Below are 17,425 nucleotides of genomic sequence, written 5' to 3'. Positions count from 1 at the left end.
GGGGGGCGTGAGGGCCGTGGATCAGAGGCGCGCCAGCAGCGTCAGCCCGGCCAGGCCGAGCGCGCCGCCAACGATCTGCCAGACCCGCAGCGTCAGCCCCTGCAGGCGCGTGGCCAAGCCCAGACCGGCGCCATGGAGCAGTGCGCTGGTGGCCAGGAAGCCTGCGGCATAGCCTGCAAAGGACGCGCCAGCCGGCAGCTCGGCACCGTGCGCCAGGCCGTGCAGCACCGCGGCGACGGCCACCGCCACCAGGCCCGCGCCGGCGGGCAGCAGGCGGCCCGCCATCAGCATGGCGCCAAACAGCCCCACCGACAGGGCGATGCCCTGTTCGACCAGCGGAAGCCCGACACCCAGCGCGCCGAGCGCTGCGCCGGCGGCCATCGCCGCCAGGAAGGTGGCCGGGCCGGCCAGGCGACGGCCCGCCGGCAGCGCCAGCGCCGACCACAGGCCCACGGCCACCATCGCCAGCAGGTGGTCCATGGCCAGCGGATGGGCCAGGCCCTCCAACAGCCCATGCGTGCCATGGCCGGTGTGGGCCGAGGCGGCGGTGGCGGCGCCCAGCAGCGCCGCGAGGGAAAGGGTGCGTTTCATCTCAGCGTTCTCCGAAGGGATGGGCATTCAGCGGACGGTGACGGTGGTGAGCTCGCGGCCGTCCTCGCTCATCACGTGTGTCGAGCAGGCCAGGCAGGGGTCGAAGCTGTGCAGCGTGCGCAGGATCTCGAGCGGCTGCTCGGGGTTGACCATCGGCGTGTTCATCAGGCTGGCCTCGAAGGCGCCGATCTGGCCCTTGTGGTCGCGCGGGCTGCCGTTCCAGGTGGTGGGCACCACGCACTGGTAGTTGTCGATCTTGCCGTCCTTGATGCGGATCCAGTGCGCCAGCGCGCCGCGCGGCGCAGCGCAGGTGCCCACGCCCTTGGCCTCCTTGGGCCAGGTGGACGGGTCCCACTTCTCGACGTTGGCGGTGGCGGTGTCGCCGGCCTTGATGTTGGCGACGAGCTCGTTGAAGTCGTCGACCATCATCTCGGCGCAGTACTGCCCCTCCAGGCAGCGCGCCAGCGTGCGGCCGATGGTGGTGGGCAGCAACTGCTTGGCGCTGAACTGCGTCTCGGGCAGGCCCAGGGCCTTGGGGATGCCGCTGTTGATCATCATGGCCGAGAAGTCGACCTGCTCCTGCACGCGCTTGGCGAAGGTGTTGCCCTTCTTCGCATGCGCATAGGCCAGGATGTAGCGCGACAGCGGGCCCACCTCCACCGCGTGGCCGCGCCAGCGCGGCGCCTTGATCCACGAGTACTTGGCGCTCTCGTCGATCTGCTCGATGTTGGTCTTGGTGCCCTTGGTCTTGGCGCCGAGCGCGTAGTTGGGCTCGGTGACGCCGTCCCAGGGGTGCAGACCCTTGGTGTCGTCGCCGTACTTGTACCAGCTGTGGGTGACGAACTCCTGCACCTGCTCGGGGTCGCGCGGGTCGACCGGCAGGATCTCGTCCCAGTTGCCGCCCAGGATCACGCCGCCGGGCAGCTGATCGGTCTTCTTGTCGTAGTTGACCTTCGGGAACTCGCCGTAGTCCATCACGTTGGTGGCCGACAGGCCGCCGCCGTGCAGCCAGCCGGCGTGCTTGTAGAGCGTGCCGATGGCCAGCACGTCGGGCAGGTAGACGTTCTTGACGAACTCGTTCATCTCGTCGATGCGCGCCTTGATGAAGTTGAGCCGCTCCATGTTGATCGGCGCGCCCGCGGCCCCGTCCTTGTCCAGGTTGATGGCGCAGGGCATGCCGCCGACCAGGAAGTTGGGGTGCGGGTTCTTGCCGCCGATGATGGTGTGCACCTTGACCCAGTCCTTCTGCAGGTCCAGCGCCTCGAGGTAATGCGTCACCGCCATCAGGTTGGCCTCGGCCGGCAGCACATAGGCCTTGCTGCCCCAGTAGCCGTTCATGAAGGGGCCCAGCTGGCCGCTCTCGACGAACTTCTTCAGCCGGTTCTGGATGTCGCGGAAGTAGCCCGGCGAGGACATCGGGTGCGAGGGCGACACCAGTTGCTGCAGCTCGGAGGTCTTCTTCGGGTCGGCCTTCAGGGCCGACACCACGTCGACCCAGTCGAGCGCGTGCAGGTGGTAGAAGTGGACGACGTGGTCGTGCACCTGCAGCGTCTTGTCGAACAGCTCGCGCAGCAGGTGCGCGTTCTTCGGGATCTTGATGCCCAGCGCATCTTCCACCGCCCGCACCGAGGTCAGCGCGTGGGTGCCGGTGCAGACACCGCAGATGCGCTCGACGAAGGCCCAGGCGTCGCGCGGGTCGCGGCCCTTCAGGATGACCTCGAGGCCGCGCCACATCGTGCCGGTGGAGACGGCATTGCGGATGATGTTGTTGCTGTCGACGTTCACCTCGCAGCGCATGTGGCCCTCGATGCGCGTGACGGGGTCGACGACGATGCGCTTGCCGCTGTCATCGAGCTTGAAGCCTTGGGTTTCGTAAGCGCCCATGGGAGTCCTCTTATGGGTTGGGGTGACGGCGGTCAGGTCGAAGGGGTGTTGTCGGTCTTGGCGGTGGCCACGCGCTTGATCACGCTGACCGCCGCGTGCGCGGCCACGGCCGCGCCGACGATGCCGGCCGCCGCGCCGCCCACCTGGTCGGCATTGGCCTCGATGCCGAACTGGTGGATGTTGGTCAGGCGGTCATAGAACGAGCCCTTGTCCCAGAAGCCGTCCTCGCTGCAACCGATGCAGCCGTGACCGGCCTTGATCGGGAAGCTGGTGCCCTCGTTCCACATCACCGTGGAGCAGGCGTTGTAGGTGGTCGGGCCCTTGCAGCCCACCTTGTAGAGGCAGTAGCCGCGGCGGGCGCTCTCGTCGTCGAAGGCCTCGACGAACTGGCCGGCATCGAAGTGCGGGCGGCGGTAGCACTTGTCGTGGATGCGCTGGCTGTAGAACATCTTCGGCCGGCCCTGGCGGTCGAGCTCGGGAATGCGGTCGAAGGTGAGCATGTAGGTGATGACGCCGGTCATCACCTCGGCGATCGGCGGGCAGCCGGGCACCTTGATGATGGGCTTGTCGGTGATCACCTTGTGGATCGGCGTGGCCTGCGTCGGGTTGGGCTTGGCGGCCTGCACGCAGCCCCAAGAGGCGCACGAGCCCCAGGCGATGACGGCCTTGGCGTCCTTGGCCACGCGCTTCAACTTCTCGATGAAGGGCTTGCCCGACTGGATGCAGAACATGCCGTCCTCGTTGAGCGGCGGGTTGCCCTCGACGGCCAGGATGTACTGGCCCTTGTACTTCTTCATGATCTCGTCGAGGATGGCCTCGGCCTGGTGGCCGGCGGCGGCCATCAGCGTGTCGTCGTAGTCGAGCGAGATCATCGACAGCACCACGTCCTTGGCCAGCGGGTGCGCGCTGCGGATGAAGCTCTCGCTGCAGCAGGTGCACTCCAGCCCGTGCAGCCACAGCACCGGCGTGCGCGGCTTGGTCTCCATCGCGTGCACGATCTGCGGCACGAAGGCCGGCGACAGGCCCAGCGAGGTGGCCGTCAGCGAGCAGTACTTCATCAGGCTGCGGCGCGAGATGCCCTGGCGGCGCATGACGTCGTAGAAGGTTTCCATGGTGCGTGTCTCCGTGGGCACTTTCGCAAGCCCCCTCGGCCCGCGCTGCCTTGCCATGTCTCAAGTTGCGTACCCAATCCGGGCCTTCGCGGGAAAACACCGAGCCGCGGCGCCAAGTGCTTGAAATCGCACGGAAAAATTCACGCGCCGTGGCGCCTCTCGGGGACGTCGCGCGCATGCCTGCAAGCCGGCCTTCCAGGCTGGGCGGCCCACTGCAAGCCACGCTTCCAGGCCGGCGGTGCCGGTGGCGGCCTGCCCGACGAGCGAACCGGCGGACCTGCCAAGACGTGGCCACCGCCGAGCCAGCGCCTCAAGTTCGTGCGCCCGTCGCCGAAGACGAGGCCACACGGCCGTCGTGCCTCCATCGCCCCCAGGAACCCCCCATGTCCCACGAAACAGCGGCCCGCCCGACCCGTCGAACGCTGTGCGCCGCCACCTTGTCCTGGGGACTGCTCGGATCGGCCGCCGTGGCGGCCGCCACCGCCAAGGGGCAGCCTGCCGACCGGCCGCTAAAGATCGTCCACGTGATGAGCTACCACTCGCCCTGGCGCTGGACGGACGGGCAGTTGCAGGGGTTCAAGGACGCGTTGGCCGTGCCGTCGGCCGAGGTGCGGGTGTTCCAGATGGACGCCAAGAAGTTCAGCACCCCCGAACAGAAGGCGGCCAAGGGCGAGGAGGCCCGCGCGCTGATCGACCGCTGGCAACCCGACCTGCTTTACACCAGCGACGACGAGGCCCAGGAACTCGTGGCCAGCCGGTACGTCAACCAGTCGCTGCCCATCGTCTTCAGTGGCGTCAACAAGGCACCGCAGACCTATGGCTTCGAAGGCAGCAGCAACGTCGCTGGCGTGCTGGAGCACGAGCACTCGGTCGAATCCGTCAAGCTGCTGCAGGCGCTGGCGCCCGGCGCCCGGCGCTTCGTCGCCGTGTTCGACGAGGCCGCGCTGTGGCCGTCGGTGCAGGCACGGATGAAGGAGCGGCTGGCCGGCATGCCGGGCGTGGAGTTCGTCGCCTGGGACACGATCCGCACCTTCGACGACTACAAGCGCAAGCTGCAGCACTACCAGACCAGCGCCGATGCGATGGCGCTGATCGGCGTCTTCAACTTCAAGGACGACCAGGGCCGGAACGTGCCCTACCAGCAGGTGATGCGGTGGACGGCCGAGCACAGCAAGCTGCCCGACTTCGGCTTCTGGGTCGACCGCGTGCACCACGGCTCGCTGGCGGCCGTCACCGTGTCCGAGCGCGAACAGGGCCTGGCCGCCGGGCGCATCGCCCGGGGCATCCTGGTCGAGGGCCGCGCGCCGTCGTCGTTCAAGATGGAACCCACCCGCAAGGGCGCGCCGGTGATCAGCCTGGCGCGCGCGCAGAAGCTCGGCTTGACGGTGAAGACGGGGCTGCTCCTGTCGGCGGAGGTGGTGCCGAAGTTCGAGTGGGACCAGTGAACCTCAACCTCAAGGGCCGCATCCTCGTCATCGCCACGGTGGTGATGCTGTGCGCCATCGGCGCGGTCATCACCAGCACCACGCGCGAGTTCACGCAGGCCTACGAATCGGCGTTGCAGTCGCGCGCGCTGGCCATCGGCAAGGGGCTGCAGACGCAGCTCGAGCGGCTGCTGCAGTTCGGCATCGCGATCGACGACCTGAGCGGCTTCGACGAGCAGTGCCAGCAAGTCATCGACACCTACCCTGGCATCGAGTCGGCCATGGTGGTGGTGCGCGACGGCCGGGTGCTCTTCCACAGCCGCCGTGCGCCGCTGGACAGCGTGGGCGACCCCGCACTGGTGGCAGCCGTGGCGGCCGGCCAGGAACGGGTGGTCACCACCCGCGCCGCCGATGCCATGCGCCACTTCGCCACCGTGCCGGTGCGCGACGGGCAATCCGAGCGGCAAGGCAGCGTCGTCGTCACCATCGACGGGGGCGAGATCGCCACCAAGCTGTTGCTGATGCTGCGCTCGGCGCTGGGCATGGGCCTGCTGGTGCTGACCGGCGGCGTGCTGCTGCTGTACGCCACGCTGACGGCCTTCGTCACCCGGCCGCTGGCCGGGCTGATCGGCACCATCGTCGACCTGCGCCAGTCGCCCACCGACCTGGGGCGTCGTGCGCCGGTGACCACGCACGACGAACTGGGGCAACTGGGCCACGCCTTCAACGAACTGATGCACGACCTGCAGCAGACCACCGTGTCGAGGAGCGAGTTGCAGGGGGCCATGGCGCAGCTGCGGACCACGTCCGACGCGCTGTTCGAGCAGAAGGAACGCGCCGAGGTCACGCTCAACTCGATCGCCGATGCGGTGATCACCACCGACGCGCTCGACCGTGTGCGCTACCTGAACCCGGTCGCCGAACAGCTCACCGGCTGGTGCCTCGACGAGGCCGCCGGGCAGCCCGTGACCGAGGTGCTGAAGCTCGTCGATGCAGCCACCGACAAGCCGCAGGCGGTGGGCCTGGGCACCCCCGCAGGCGACGCCCACGCGCCGAGCGCCGACCTCGACTTGATCCGCCGCGACGGCCAGCGCATCGGCGTGGACCACCGGGCCGCCCCGATGCACGACCCCGAGGGCGGCCTGTCGGGCATCGTGCTGACCTTCCGCGACGTGAGCGCCGCCCGCGACGATGCGCAGCGCCGGTCGTGGGAGGCCTCGCACGACGTGCTCACCGGCCTGGCCAACCGTCGCGAGTTCAACCGCCGGCTGGAGGCGGCCCTCGGCAACTCCCGACACAGCGACACGATGCACACCGTGTGCTTCATGGACCTGGACCGCTTCAAGCTGATCAACGACACCTGCGGACACGCCGCCGGCGACGAACTGCTGAAGGGCCTGACGGCGCTGCTGCGCGACAAGGTGCGCCAGACCGACACCCTGGCCCGGCTGGGCGGTGACGAGTTCGCGCTGCTGCTGGACGGATGCAGCCTCGACCGCGCCAAGCTCATCGCGGCCGACCTGCTGGCCGCCGTGCGCGACTACCGCTTCGAACACAAGGGCAGGACGCACAGCGTGGGCATCAGCATCGGCCTGGCGGTCCTGCATGCGCAGTCGAATCCCGCCGAGGTGCTCAGCAAGGCCGACACGGCCTGCTACTGGGCCAAGGAACAGGGCCGCGACCGCGCCTGTGTGTTCAACGACGGCGACGGCGACATGGCGGCGCGGCGGCGCGAGACGGGCTGGGTCACGCGCATCGAATCGGCGCTGGCCGACGACCGCTTCGTGCTGTACCACCAGAGCTACCGTGCGCTGAAACCGTCGCTGGGCAGCCGCACGCACATCGAGGTGCTGCTGCGCATGGTGGACGAGGAAGGCGGGCTGGTGCAGCCCGGCAGTTTCCTGCCGGCGGCCGAGCGCTACAACCTGATGCCCACCATCGACCGCTGGGTCATCCGCAAGGTGTTCGCCGGATACCGCGAACTGGTCGAACAGCACGGCGGCGACGGGCTCACCTGCGCCATCAACCTGTCGGGCACCTCGCTCAACGCGGACGGGCTGATCGACTTCATCCGCGAGCAGGCCCAGGCCAACGCGCTGCCACCCCAGGCCATCTGCTTCGAGCTGACCGAGACGGCAGCCATCCACAACCTGAAGGCGGCGGCAGCGTTCATCCGGCAGTGCAAGGCGATGGGCTTCCAGTTCGCGCTGGACGACTTCGGCACCGGCACCAGTTCGTTCGGCTACCTGAAGAGCCTGCCGGTGGACTACCTGAAGATCGACGGCGGCTTCGTGAAGAACATCGAGCACGACCGCATCGACCGCGCGATGACCGAGACCATCAACCATGTCGGCCACATCCTGGGCATCCGCACGGTGGCCGAGTACGCCGAGAACGAGGCCATCATCGGCCACCTGTGCCGCATCGGCGTCGACTATGCGCAGGGCTACGGCGTGAACCGGCCCAGCCCGCTGTTCGTGAGCCGGGCGGTCGAGGCCGCCTGAGGCCGGTTCACCGCGGTGCCGAGGCGTCGCGGCGAAACACCAGCACCAGGTTGTTGGCGGGCATGGCGATGCGCTGCTCGAAACCCAGGCCGGCGTCGGAGGCCGCCTCGACCACCGCCGCCAAGGATCGCAGGCCCCACCGCGCGTCGCGCGAGCGCAGGTCTGCATCGAACGCCAGGTTGCCCGGCGCCAGTGGCTCGCCGTCCACCCGGTACGGACCGTACAGCACCAGGGCGCCGCCGGCCACGAGATGCCGCGCCGCGCCCTGCATCAGGGCCGCACAGGTGGGCCAGGGCGAGATGTGCAGCAGGTTGGCACAGTAGATCGCATCGTACGCGTCCTCTGGCAGCGGCCACGACGGCCCCATCACGTCCAGCAACACCGGGGCCAGCACCCGTGGCCACGGGCTGCATCGCGCGGCGATGGCGGGCAGGGCCTCGGCTTGCGCATCGGTGGGCTGCCAGGTCCAGCCGGGGCATTCGCCCGCAAAGTGGGCTGCATGCTGCCCGGTGCCACTGGCGATCTCGAGCACCTGGGCCTGGGCCGGGATCACCTGGCGCAGCACCGCCAGGATCGGGTCCTTGTTGCGGTCGGCCGCGGGGCTGAACGGCAGGTCGGCGGGGGACAAGGGACTCACGCCTCCTCGGCTTCGATCAGCAGGCGCACGCGGGCGGCGACACCCACCTGCGTCACCGCACGCACCCGCAGCGCCTGCCCCACCGGCACCTCGCGGCGGCAGTGGTAATCCAGCGAATCGGTCTGCCCCGGCCCGTGGGCGTCGTGGCGCCGCTGCCACTGGCGCACGCCGTTCAGCTCGACGGCCAGGGCGAACCAGGCACCCTCGCCGGCCTGCGGCGCTCGTACGACGAAGCGCACGTCGATCTCGAAGACGCGGGCGCTGCGCGCGCTGGCCGGGATGTCGAGCGTGGCGATGTCGGCGGCCCCTGCATCCACCTGCCACCGCTCGGGGCGGTCGGACATGGCCGTCATGGCAGCGCCTACCACCCGATCAGTACGTCGCGGCCCGCCACCACCAGCTGCACGCGCCGGCCGATCGGCAGGCTCACCTTGGTGGGCACGTGGCCGAAGGGCAACCCGGTGAGGATGGGCGTGTCGCACACGCTGCGCACGTGCGCGATGGCGGTCTTCAGCGTGTAGCCGCGGTCCAGCGGCGACGCGCGCCAGTCGCTGACGGCCCCCAGCACCACGGCCTTCTGCGCCGACAGCACGCCGGCCTGGTGCAACTGCAGCAGCGCCCGCTCGACACGGTAGGGGTGCTCGTTCACCTCCTCGAGCACCAGGATGCCGCCCTTCACCCTGGGCCAGTGCGGCGTGCCGATCAGCGACTGCACCATCGCCAGGTTGCCGCCCCACAGGCGTCCGCGCGCCTCGAGGCCGTCGAAGCCGGCCTCGGTGCGGAAGCCCACCGCTTCGAGCTCGCCGCCCATCGCCTCGACGAAGCAGTCGCGGGTGATCTCGTCGACGCCGCCCTGCTCGTCGCTGCGGCCGAAGTCGTCACAGGCCATCGGCCCCATCCAGCTCTCGGCGCCGGTGTGGGCGAGCATGCCGAGCTGCAGCGCCGTCAGGTCGCTGAAGCCGACCCAGCGCGTGCCGCGCTCGACGCTGCGCGCCAGGCGCGGCCAGTCGATGCGGTCGAGCAGGCGCGTCATGCCATAACCGCCGCGGCTGGCCATGGCGACGGACGGCGCCGCATCGGCCACCCGGTGCAGGGCCTCCAGCCGCTGGTCGTCGGTGCCGGCGAAGCGCTGGTGGCGGGCCCGCACGCTGGGGTCCAGCGTCACCGCGAAGCCCATCGCCCCGAGGCGCTTGCGCGCCAGCGTCACGGCCGCGGAGCGAAGTTCGACGCCGGCGGGCGACAGGATGTGCAGCAGTGTCATGGAGCTCATTCGGGATCGAGGAGAGGAAGTTCGGTGGCGTCACCGGTGGGAATGGGCTCTGAGCTTTCGGGCGAGGGATCGCCGAGATCCGCGGCCGACAGCGACAACGCGGCTCGCTCCAGCCGCTGCTGCGCCCGCCGGTCGGCAAAGAACTGGCGCAGCAGACGCGACGAGGCCTCGGCCAGCACGCCGCCGCGCAAGGCGGTGTGGTGGTTGAGCCGGGCCTCGGCGAAGAGGTCGAGCACCGAGCCGGCCGCGCCGGTCTTGGGGTCGGTGGCAGCGAACACCACCCGCTTGAAGCGGGCGTGCATCAGCGCCATCGCGCACATTGCGCAGGGCTCCAGCGTCACGTACAGCTCGCACTCGGGCAGGCGGTAGTTGCCGAGCAGTTGCGCCGCGTGGCGCAGGGCAACGATCTCGGCGTGCGCGGTGGGGTCGTGCGTGGTGATGGGGCGGTTGTAGCCGGTGGCGATGACCTGGCCATCGCGCACGATCACCGCGCCCACCGGCACCTCGCCGGCCAGTTGCGCGTTCAGGGCCTGGTCCAGCGCCAGGCGCATGGCCTGTTCGTCGGCGGCCTCGGCCTGCGGGTCGGCCCCGTCCGTCATGCCGGCCCCCCTTGGCGGGCCTGCCAGGCCGCACGGCGCGCCAGGCGTTCGGCCTCTCGCGCCTGGCGCTGAGAGGCCGCCCACGCGCCGACATCGATGGCGGCCAGCGCCTGGGCCAGGGATCGGTCGGCCTCGGGCACGCCGCCCGGGTCGACCCGCCGGTACTCGCGCCCGAAGCCGTCGCGCCACAGCCAGCCGGCGTCCACCAGCCAACGGCGCAGTTCGACGTGGTCGGTGTCGATGAACGAGGCGGCACCGGCGAGCAGGTGCTTCAGCGCCACGTTGACGGCGCGCTCGTCCATCACCGTGGGTGGCATACCCGCCCACACCAGGGCCAGCGCCTTGCCTCGCAGCGCGGGGGTCAGGCCGCCCAGCCCCACCCCATCCTTGACGACGAGGTCGGCCAGCGGCTGCAGGGGATCGTTGCTCATGGGTCGTGCCAGGATCGCTTCGAGGGACACCCAGCCGCGACGGCACACGAGCTTACCAGCGCGGCGACACCATCAGGCTCCTGGCCGGGGGCCCGCGCGGGTGGCCCGGCGGCAGAACTGCGGCATTGGCGACATGTCCCCCCCGACCTCAGGTGGATGCGCCGACCGGTTGATTAATGATAATTGCTGAATGTTACAGACCCTCGTCCCACCACGCGCCGTCCGCTGGATCGTCTTGGTGGACCTGACCGTGATGTCGAGCGCCCTGGCGATCTCGGCTCACACGCCCGGTCACCGACACGGCGAGCGGGCCGACCCGACATCGGCTCAGTCCAGGGCCCCACCGGCGTTGAATTGAGCTTGTCATGGGCCCGACGCTCGCCGCCGCCCGGCCGCGTCGGCAAGCCTTGCATCACCTTCCAACGTTCTGGTAGTACCGATGAACATCGTTCAGCTCGGCCAGGCCGCGCCATGGGTCGCTTCGACCGACAGGCCGCCTCGGTGAGCAGCCACCGTCACGATCGCAGCGCACTGGCGAGCATCGCCGCCGAGGAGTCGATTGCCGATTTGCTGGCCCGCCATTCAAGCGCCTTGAAGCGCTCTCTGGCAGCGAGGCGGGCTGCCGACGACGCCGAAGACCTGGTGCAGGATTCGTTCGTGCAGTTGCTGGAAGCCGGCCGCTGGCAGGACATCGACAACCCGCAGGCCTGGCTGCATCAGGCCGGCGTGCGTCTGGTCGCCGACTCGACCGATCGGCAGCGCGAGCGCGACGAGGTCGACGCGCCGGATGCCCGCACCGATTCGGTGGCCGACCGACATGCCGATCCGGCGCTGATCCTCGACGCGCAGCAGCAGGCCGAGCGCCTGTCCGAGGCCTTGCAGGCGCTGCCCAGTGCGTGCCGGCAGGTGTTCCTGCTCAACCGGCTGGAGGGCGTGAGCCGCCGCGTCATCGCCATGCGCCTGGGCATGACCGAACGGACGGTCGATCGGCACATGCTGCGCGCGCTGGCGGTCTGTCGCGACGCCATGCGCCCGACCGGCAAGCGCTGACGCCCGCACGGCGGCGCTGCCTGGGGCGCGAGCCGGTGCCCTGCGGCGCCGCAGGCCGATCCTCGGGCAAGTCCGATAGTGGTGGCTCGCGGGCAGCACTTAGGATGCTCGATCCCCCTGCTGCCCGGAGCGCATTGCATGAGCCAGACGAAGTTCCTGCTCGACGAGAGCAAGATGCCCACCCATTGGTACAACATTGCCGCCGACCTGCCGGTGGCGCTGCCGGCGGTGCTGCACCCCGGCACGATGCAACCGGTGGGGCCCGACGACCTGGCGCCGCTGTTCCCGATGGAGCTGATCCTGCAGGAGGTGTCCACCGAGCGCGAGATCCCGATCCCCGAGCCGGTGCGCGAGGTCTTCAAGCTGTGGCGTCCGGCGCCGCTGTTCCGCGCCCACCGCCTCGAGAAGGCGCTGGGCACGCCAGCCAAGATCTACTACAAGTACGAGGGCGTCTCGCCCGCGGGCAGCCACAAGCCCAACACCGCCATCCCGCAGGCCTGGTACAACGCCCAGGCCGGCATCAAGAAGCTCACCACCGAGACCGGCGCCGGCCAGTGGGGCTCGTCGCTGTCGTTCGCCGGCTCGCTGTTCGACATCAGCGTGCAGGTGTTCCAGGTGCGGGTGTCCTACGACCAGAAGCCCTACCGCCGCGCGCTGATGGAAACCTACGGCGCCACCTGCGTGGCCTCGCCGTCGAACCTCACCAACTCCGGCCGCGCGATCCTGGCCAAGGACCCCCACCACCCCGGCTCGCTGGGCATCGCCATCAGCGAGGCGGTGGAGATCGCCGCCACCCACGACGACACCAAGTACGCGCTCGGCTCGGTGCTGAACCACGTGCTGCTGCACCAGACCATCGTCGGCCAGGAGGCCATGCTGCAGATGGAGATGGCTGGTGACGACCCCGATGTGATCGTCGGCTGCACCGGCGGCGGCAGCAATTTCGCCGGCATCGCCTTCCCCTTCCTGGGCCAGCAATTGCGCGGCGGCAAGAAGCGCCGCATCGTCGCCGTCGAGCCGGCCGCCTGCCCCAGCCTGACGCGCGGCAAGTACGCCTACGACTTCGGTGACACCGCCCACCTGACGCCGCTGACCAAGATGCACACGCTGGGCAGCACCTTCACGCCGCCGGGCTTCCATGCCGGCGGCCTGCGGTACCACGGCATGGCCCCGCTGGTGAGCCACCTGAAGGAGCTGGACCTGATCGAGGCCACCGCCTACCACCAGAACACCTGCTTCGAGGCCGGTGTGCTGTTCGCACGCGCCGAGGGCATCGTGCCGGCCCCCGAGGCCAACCACGCGGTGCGCGGTGCCATCAACGAGGCCCTGCGCTGCAAGGCCGAGGGCAAGAGCGAGGTGATCCTGTTCAACCTCTGCGGCCACGGCCACTTCGACATGACGGCCTACCAGGCCTACTTCGCCGGCAAGCTCACCGACCAGCAGTACGACGAGGCCGAGCTGGCAATGGCGCTGTCGGGCCTGCCCTCCGTGCCGGCCTGACGCCACCGCCTCGCAGGCACAAGAAAGGGGCCCACGGGCCCCTTTTTTGGTTTGGCGCGAGGGGCCGGCCTCAGCCGCCCTCGCCCTTGCCGGCCATGACCTTGCTGTAGACGAACAGTACCAGCATCGCCCCGACCACGGAGCCGATGAAGCCCGCGCCCTGCCCGGCGTGGTACCAGCCGACCGCCTGGCCGATGAAGCCGGCCACGAACGACCCGGCAATGCCCAGCACCGCCGTCAGGATGAGGCCGATGCTCTGGGTGCCGGGCAGGATCGCACGCGCGATCAACCCGACGACGAAGCCCACCAGGGCCATCCACACGTATTGCATGCGTTCCACTCCATCGTGCCGGCCGCACGATGCGGCCGATCGGCCCGGACTTTACCGGCGCCGCCATGGTCGCGCCCCCGTCCGCGGTCTGGTTCCCCCCGATCGCGGGGCGACGGGGCCAAGGGACGTCAGCTCGACAGTTGCTGCCAGGCCTTGTCCAGCCGCTTGACGCTCACCGGCTGCGGCGTGCGCAGCTCTTGCGCAAAGAAGCTGACGCGCAGTTCCTCGATCAGCCAGCGGTACTCGTCGAGCCGCGCGTCGCCGCTGCCCTTCAGGTCGGCCAGGCGGCGCAGGTAGCGCTGCTCCAGCGGGCGCAACTCGGCCAGTCGCTGGGTATCGCGGGCTGGGTCGGCGCGCAGCTTGTCCAGGCGCAGCGTGATGGCCTTCAGATAACGCGCGAAGTGTTGCAGCTGCGGATAGGGCGTGGTGGCCATGAAGCGCTTGGGCAGCAGCCGCTGCAGCTGGCCGGCGACATCGTCGGCCACCTCCTTCGACGGACGGCTGTCCTTGAGCTTGCGCGCGGCCACGGCGTACTCGGCCAGCACCACGCCGGCCAGGCGAGCCACCTCCTGCGCGATCAGGTTCAGGCGCGCCCGGCCCTCGTCGACACGGGCCTTGAAGGCGGCCGCATCGGCGGGCAGCGGGTCGGCCAGGAAGGCGCGGTCGAGCGCCACGTCGACGATCTGCTGGCGCAACTCGTCGGCGCTGCCCAGCGGCATGTAGGCGGCGGCCATCTTGACCAGATCGGGGATGTTCTTCTCGAGGTACTTCAGCGGCTCCTTGATGGTCAGCGCCACCAGCCGGCGCAGGCCGGCGCGGTGCCGTGCGGCGGCCACCTCGGGTTCGTCGAAGACCTCGATCTCGACGTGCGTGGCCTTGTCGACCAGGGCCGGAAAGCCCACCAGCGTCTGCCCGGCCTTGCGGATCTCCATCAGCTCGGGCAGTTCGCCGAAGGTCCAGGCGGTGTAGGTGGCCGCGGCCACCGGTACGGCGGGCTCGTCGGCCGCGCGCTCGGGCCGCGCAACGCTCGCAGCACGCGCACCAGCGGACCCCGACGCGGGCGCGGCAACGGTCGCCGGGCCCGGCGCCGTCACCGTCTCCGCCAGCTTCAACGCCGCCAGCGCCTGGAAGGCCGAGCGCGCCTGCCCGCCGAGCTCGGCCTTCAGCGTCGGCAGGTGGCGGCCCATGCCGAGCTGCCGGCCGTGCTCGTCGACGACGCGGAAGTTCATGAACAGGTGCGGCTGCAGCATGTCCAGCTTGAAGTCGTTGCGCTGCACCGCCAGCTGGGTGCGGTCGCGCACGGCCTTCAGCAGCACGTCCATCAATGCACCCTGCGCAAAAGGTGTCAGCTCGACGAATTCGGCCACGTACTCGGGCAAGGGCACCAGCCGCGAGCGAGGGCGCTGGTGCAGGCTCTTCAGCAGCGCGGTCACCTTGCCTGGCAGCATGCCCGGCACCAGCCATTCGCAGCGCTCCTCGCTGACCTGGTTCAGCGCGTAGATCGGCACGGTGACGGTGACGCCGTCTTTCGGGTCGCCGGGGTCGTGCAGGTAGCTGGCCGGGCAGTCGACACCGCCCAGGCGAAGGGTCTTGGGGTAGGCCGCGGTGGTGATGCCGGCGGCCTCGTGGCGCATCAGCTCGTCGCGGGTGAGCTGCAGCGCCTTGGGGTTTCGGCGCACCTCGTCGCGGTACCAGCGTTCGAGGCTGGCACCCGAGTGCACGTCGACCGGCAGGTGCTGGTCGTAGAAGGCGAAGATGAGCTCGTCGTCGACCAGCACGTCCTGCCGGCGCGACTTGTGCTCGAGCTCTTCCACCTGCGCCAGCAGCCTGTGGTTGTGCGCGACGAAGGGCAGCTTGGTCTCCCAGTCGCCCTCGACCAGCGCGCTGCGGATGAAGATCTCGCGCGCGGCCTTCGGGTCGACCTTGCCGAAGTTCACGCGGCGGTTGGCGTACAGCACGATGCCGTACAGCGTGGCGCGCTGCAGCGCCACCACCTCGGCGGCCTTCTTCTCCCAGTGCGGGTCGAGCAGCTGGGTCTTGAGCAGGTGGCCGGCGATGCCGGGGATCCAGGTGGGCTCGATGTTGGCCAGGCCGCGGCCGAACAGGCGCGTGGTCTCGACCAGTTCGGCGGCGATCAGCCAGCGGCCGGGCTTCTTGCTGAGGTGCGCGCCCGGGTGGCGCCAGAACTTGATGCCGCGGGCGCCGAGATACCAGTCTTCATCATCGCTCTTGCAGCCGATGTTGCCCAGCAGGCCGGCCAGCATGGCCAGGTGGATCTGCTCGTAGGTGGCCGGGCTGCCGTTCAGGCGCCAGCCGTGCTCGGCGACCACGGTGTGCAGCTGGGTGTGGATGTCGCGCCATTCGCGCACGCGGCGCGGGTTGACGAAGCTCTCGCGCAGGCGCTGCTCCTGCTGGCGATTGCTGAGCTTGTGGACAGCATGACGGGGCGGTGCACCTTCACCACCACGGCCCGGCTCGCAGGCCGGGCCGGCTGCGCGGGTCCGGCTGTCCGCAGGGACAGCCGGCTCCTTTCCGCTCCGCCCTTCTTCGATCCACGACCACAGCTTGAGGTAGCCCATGAACTCGGACTTCTCGTCGTCGAACTTGCGGTGCTTCTCGTCGGCGGCCTGCTGGTGCTCGAGCGGGCGGTCGCGCACGTCCTGCACCGTCAGCGCCGAGGCGATGATCAGCACCTCGTGCAGCGCCTGGCGGTCGCGCGCCTCCAGGATCATGCGGCCGACGCGCGGGTCGAGCGGCAGGCGCGACAGCTCCACACCGATCGGCGTGAGCTCGTTGTCGTCGTCCACCGCGTTGAGCTCGCCCAGCAGCGCGTAGCCGTCGGCGATGGCCTTGGCACGCGGCGGCTCGAGGAACGGGAACTCGTCCACCGGCCCGAGCCGCAGGCTCTTCATGCGAAGGATCACCCCGGCCAGCGACGAGCGCAGGATCTCGGGGTCGGTGAAGCGCGGCCGGCCGGCGAAATCCTTCTCGTCGTATAGGCGGATGCAGATGCCGTTGGCCACGCGGCCGCAACGGCCGGCGCGCTGGTTGGCCGCCGCCTGGCTGATCGGCTCGACCTGCAGCTGCTCCACCTTCGTGCGGTAGCTGTAGCGCTTGACACGCGCCAGGCCACTGTCGATGACGTAGCGGATGCCGGGCACGGTGAGTGAGGTCTCGGCCACGTTCGTGGCCAGCACGATGCGGTGGCCGTTGCCGGGCTCGAACACGCGGTCCTGCTCGGCCTGCGACAGGCGCGCGAAGAGGGGCAGGATCTCGGGCTGTGGCCCGCCGCGGTGCTGTTGGGCGAGGTGCTTGCGCAGGTGGTCGGCCGCGTCGCGGATCTCGCGCTCGCCGGGCAGGAAGACGAGGATGTCTCCGCGGCCGGCGCCGCGCCACAGTTCGTCGACGGCGTCGGCGATGGCGGTGTCCAGATCGATCTCGCGCGATTCCTCGAACGGCCGCCAACGCTGCTCCACCGGGAACAGCCGGCCGGAAACCTGGATCACCGGCGCCGGGCCAGCCTTCGATTCGAAGTGCCTCGCAAACCGGTCGGCATCGATGGTGGCCGAGGTGACGATCACCTTCAGGTCGGGCCGGCGCGGCAGCAACTGCCGCAGGTAGCCGAGCAGGAAGTCGATGTTGAGGCTGCGCTCGTGGGCCTCGTCGATGATCAGCGTGTCGTAGGCGCGCAGGTCGTGGTCGCCCTGCGTTTCGGCCAGCAGGATGCCGTCGGTCATCAGCTTGACGCTGGCACCGGGCTGCAGGCGATCCTGGAAGCGCACCTTGTAGCCCACGACCTCGCCCAGCGGCGACTGCAGTTCGTCGGCGATGCGCTTGGCCACGCTGCTGGCCGCGATGCGCCGCGGCTGCGTGTGGCCGATGAGCCCGCGGCCGCCGGCCCCCAGGCCTCGGCCCAGCTCGAGCGCGATCTTGGGCAACTGCGTGGTCTTGCCCGACCCGGTCTCGCCACAGACGATGATCACCTGGTGGTCGCGCATCGCGCGCGCGATCTCGTCGCGCCGGCCAGAGACCGGCAGCGACTCGGGGTAGGTGATGGGCGGGATCGGGTTCGCCGGGCGCGGCACCCGGGGG

Annotated in this window: 14 protein-coding genes; 4 read left to right on the top strand and 10 right to left on the bottom strand. The window is 69.9% G+C overall.

Going from position 1 to position 17,425, the window contains the following annotated elements; genetic code table 11:
* Positions 1-21 precede the first annotated feature (21 nt).
* Genes EOINJALH_RS03630 through EOINJALH_RS03620 form a run of 3 tightly spaced genes read right to left on the bottom strand, consistent with a single transcriptional unit; the run spans position 22 to position 3,587 of the window.
* On the bottom strand, positions 22-591 hold the full coding sequence (locus EOINJALH_RS03630) for a HupE/UreJ family protein (protein ID WP_088278950.1): 570 nt from the start codon (positions 589-591) through the stop codon (positions 22-24).
* 27 nt (positions 592-618) lie between these two features.
* Entirely contained in the window at positions 619-2,475 is a 1,857-nt protein-coding gene (locus tag EOINJALH_RS03625) for a nickel-dependent hydrogenase large subunit (RefSeq protein ID WP_088278949.1), read from the bottom strand.
* A gap of 32 nt (positions 2,476-2,507) precedes the next feature.
* Positions 2,508-3,587 carry a hydrogenase small subunit gene (locus tag EOINJALH_RS03620; RefSeq protein WP_088278948.1) on the bottom strand — a complete coding sequence of 360 codons (1,080 nt, stop codon included), beginning with the start codon at positions 3,585-3,587 and terminating at the stop codon, positions 2,508-2,510.
* Positions 3,588-3,970: 383 nt separating this feature from the next.
* Between EOINJALH_RS03620 and EOINJALH_RS03615 the strand changes: the two genes are divergently transcribed.
* Together EOINJALH_RS03615 and EOINJALH_RS03610 are read left to right on the top strand one after the other, a co-directional pair.
* Positions 3,971-5,032, top strand: a complete 1,062-nt coding sequence (locus tag EOINJALH_RS03615) for an ABC transporter substrate-binding protein (protein WP_199873140.1) — start codon at positions 3,971-3,973, stop codon at positions 5,030-5,032.
* Positions 5,029-7,515, top strand: coding sequence for an EAL domain-containing protein (locus tag EOINJALH_RS03610; protein ID WP_088278947.1), 2,487 nt, complete (start codon positions 5,029-5,031; stop codon positions 7,513-7,515). Before EOINJALH_RS03615 ends, EOINJALH_RS03610 begins: the two co-directional genes overlap by 4 nt.
* A gap of 7 nt (positions 7,516-7,522) precedes the next feature.
* Here EOINJALH_RS03610 and EOINJALH_RS03605 read toward each other — a convergent pair whose 3' ends face one another.
* From EOINJALH_RS03605 to EOINJALH_RS03585, 5 genes are read right to left on the bottom strand one after another with little or no spacing between them, the layout of a single operon-like run.
* On the bottom strand, positions 7,523-8,152 hold the full coding sequence (locus tag EOINJALH_RS03605) for a DUF938 domain-containing protein (protein WP_234413645.1): 630 nt from the start codon (positions 8,150-8,152) through the stop codon (positions 7,523-7,525).
* Positions 8,149-8,505, bottom strand: a complete 357-nt coding sequence (locus tag EOINJALH_RS03600) for a hypothetical protein (protein WP_088278945.1) — start codon at positions 8,503-8,505, stop codon at positions 8,149-8,151. Before EOINJALH_RS03600 ends, EOINJALH_RS03605 begins: the two co-directional genes overlap by 4 nt.
* An 8-nt stretch (positions 8,506-8,513) precedes the next feature.
* A complete protein-coding gene (locus EOINJALH_RS03595; protein WP_088278987.1) occupies positions 8,514-9,413 on the bottom strand; it encodes an LD-carboxypeptidase in 900 nt (299 codons plus the stop codon).
* Positions 9,414-9,418: 5 nt separating this feature from the next.
* The gene (gene tadA, locus EOINJALH_RS03590) at positions 9,419-10,021 is read right to left on the bottom strand and encodes a tRNA adenosine(34) deaminase TadA (RefSeq protein ID WP_088278944.1); all 603 of its coding nucleotides are present in this window, start codon (positions 10,019-10,021) and stop codon (positions 9,419-9,421) included.
* Entirely contained in the window at positions 10,018-10,452 is a 435-nt protein-coding gene (locus tag EOINJALH_RS03585; RefSeq protein ID WP_088278943.1) for a DUF2087 domain-containing protein, read from the bottom strand. The genes tadA and EOINJALH_RS03585 overlap by 4 nt, the downstream gene beginning before the upstream one ends.
* Positions 10,453-10,806: 354 nt before the next feature.
* Here EOINJALH_RS03585 and EOINJALH_RS03580 point away from each other — a divergent pair, with 354 nt between their 5' ends.
* Positions 10,807-11,502 (top strand): RNA polymerase sigma factor, encoded by a 696-nt coding sequence (locus EOINJALH_RS03580; RefSeq protein ID WP_158219637.1) that lies wholly within the window; start codon positions 10,807-10,809, stop codon positions 11,500-11,502.
* 138 nt (positions 11,503-11,640) lie between these two features.
* A complete protein-coding gene (locus tag EOINJALH_RS03575; protein ID WP_088278941.1) occupies positions 11,641-13,002 on the top strand; it encodes a TrpB-like pyridoxal phosphate-dependent enzyme in 1,362 nt (453 codons plus the stop codon).
* A 70-nt stretch (positions 13,003-13,072) separates the two neighbouring features.
* On the opposite strand, the gene EOINJALH_RS03570 is transcribed toward EOINJALH_RS03575, so the two are convergent.
* Both EOINJALH_RS03570 and hrpA read right to left on the bottom strand, forming a co-directional pair.
* A complete protein-coding gene (locus EOINJALH_RS03570; RefSeq protein WP_088278940.1) occupies positions 13,073-13,333 on the bottom strand; it encodes a GlsB/YeaQ/YmgE family stress response membrane protein in 261 nt (86 codons plus the stop codon).
* Positions 13,334-13,461: 128 nt separating this feature from the next.
* Positions 13,462-17,418 (bottom strand): ATP-dependent RNA helicase HrpA, encoded by a 3,957-nt coding sequence (gene hrpA / locus EOINJALH_RS03565; protein ID WP_088278986.1) that lies wholly within the window; start codon positions 17,416-17,418, stop codon positions 13,462-13,464.
* Positions 17,419-17,425 lie beyond the last annotated feature (7 nt).

The sequence above is a fragment of the Ideonella sp. A 288 genome (assembly GCF_002198735.1).
In the GTDB taxonomy this organism is placed as follows: Bacteria; Pseudomonadota; Gammaproteobacteria; order Burkholderiales; family Burkholderiaceae_C; genus Pseudaquabacterium.
Note: the sequence above shows the minus strand (reverse complement) of the source record. Positions and strands in the feature narration are given on the sequence as shown.

Excerpts from the sequence above, each read along its gene's own strand:
- EOINJALH_RS03630 (WP_088278950.1), bottom strand. The coding sequence starts at position 591 with ATGAAACGCACCCTTTCCCTCGCGGCGCTGCTGGGCGCCGCCACCGCC.
- EOINJALH_RS03625 (WP_088278949.1), bottom strand. The coding sequence starts at position 2,475 with ATGGGCGCTTACGAAACCCAAGGCTTCAAGCTCGATGACAGCGGCAAG.
- EOINJALH_RS03620 (WP_088278948.1), bottom strand. The coding sequence starts at position 3,587 with ATGGAAACCTTCTACGACGTCATGCGCCGCCAGGGCATCTCGCGCCGC.
- EOINJALH_RS03615 (WP_199873140.1), top strand. The coding sequence starts at position 3,971 with ATGTCCCACGAAACAGCGGCCCGCCCGACCCGTCGAACGCTGTGCGCC.
- EOINJALH_RS03600 (WP_088278945.1), bottom strand. The coding sequence starts at position 8,505 with ATGACGGCCATGTCCGACCGCCCCGAGCGGTGGCAGGTGGATGCAGGG.
- EOINJALH_RS03595 (WP_088278987.1), bottom strand. The coding sequence starts at position 9,413 with ATGACACTGCTGCACATCCTGTCGCCCGCCGGCGTCGAACTTCGCTCC.
- tadA (WP_088278944.1), bottom strand. The coding sequence starts at position 10,021 with ATGACGGACGGGGCCGACCCGCAGGCCGAGGCCGCCGACGAACAGGCC.
- EOINJALH_RS03585 (WP_088278943.1), bottom strand. The coding sequence starts at position 10,452 with ATGAGCAACGATCCCCTGCAGCCGCTGGCCGACCTCGTCGTCAAGGAT.
- EOINJALH_RS03575 (WP_088278941.1), top strand. The coding sequence starts at position 11,641 with ATGAGCCAGACGAAGTTCCTGCTCGACGAGAGCAAGATGCCCACCCAT.
- EOINJALH_RS03570 (WP_088278940.1), bottom strand. The coding sequence starts at position 13,333 with ATGCAATACGTGTGGATGGCCCTGGTGGGCTTCGTCGTCGGGTTGATC.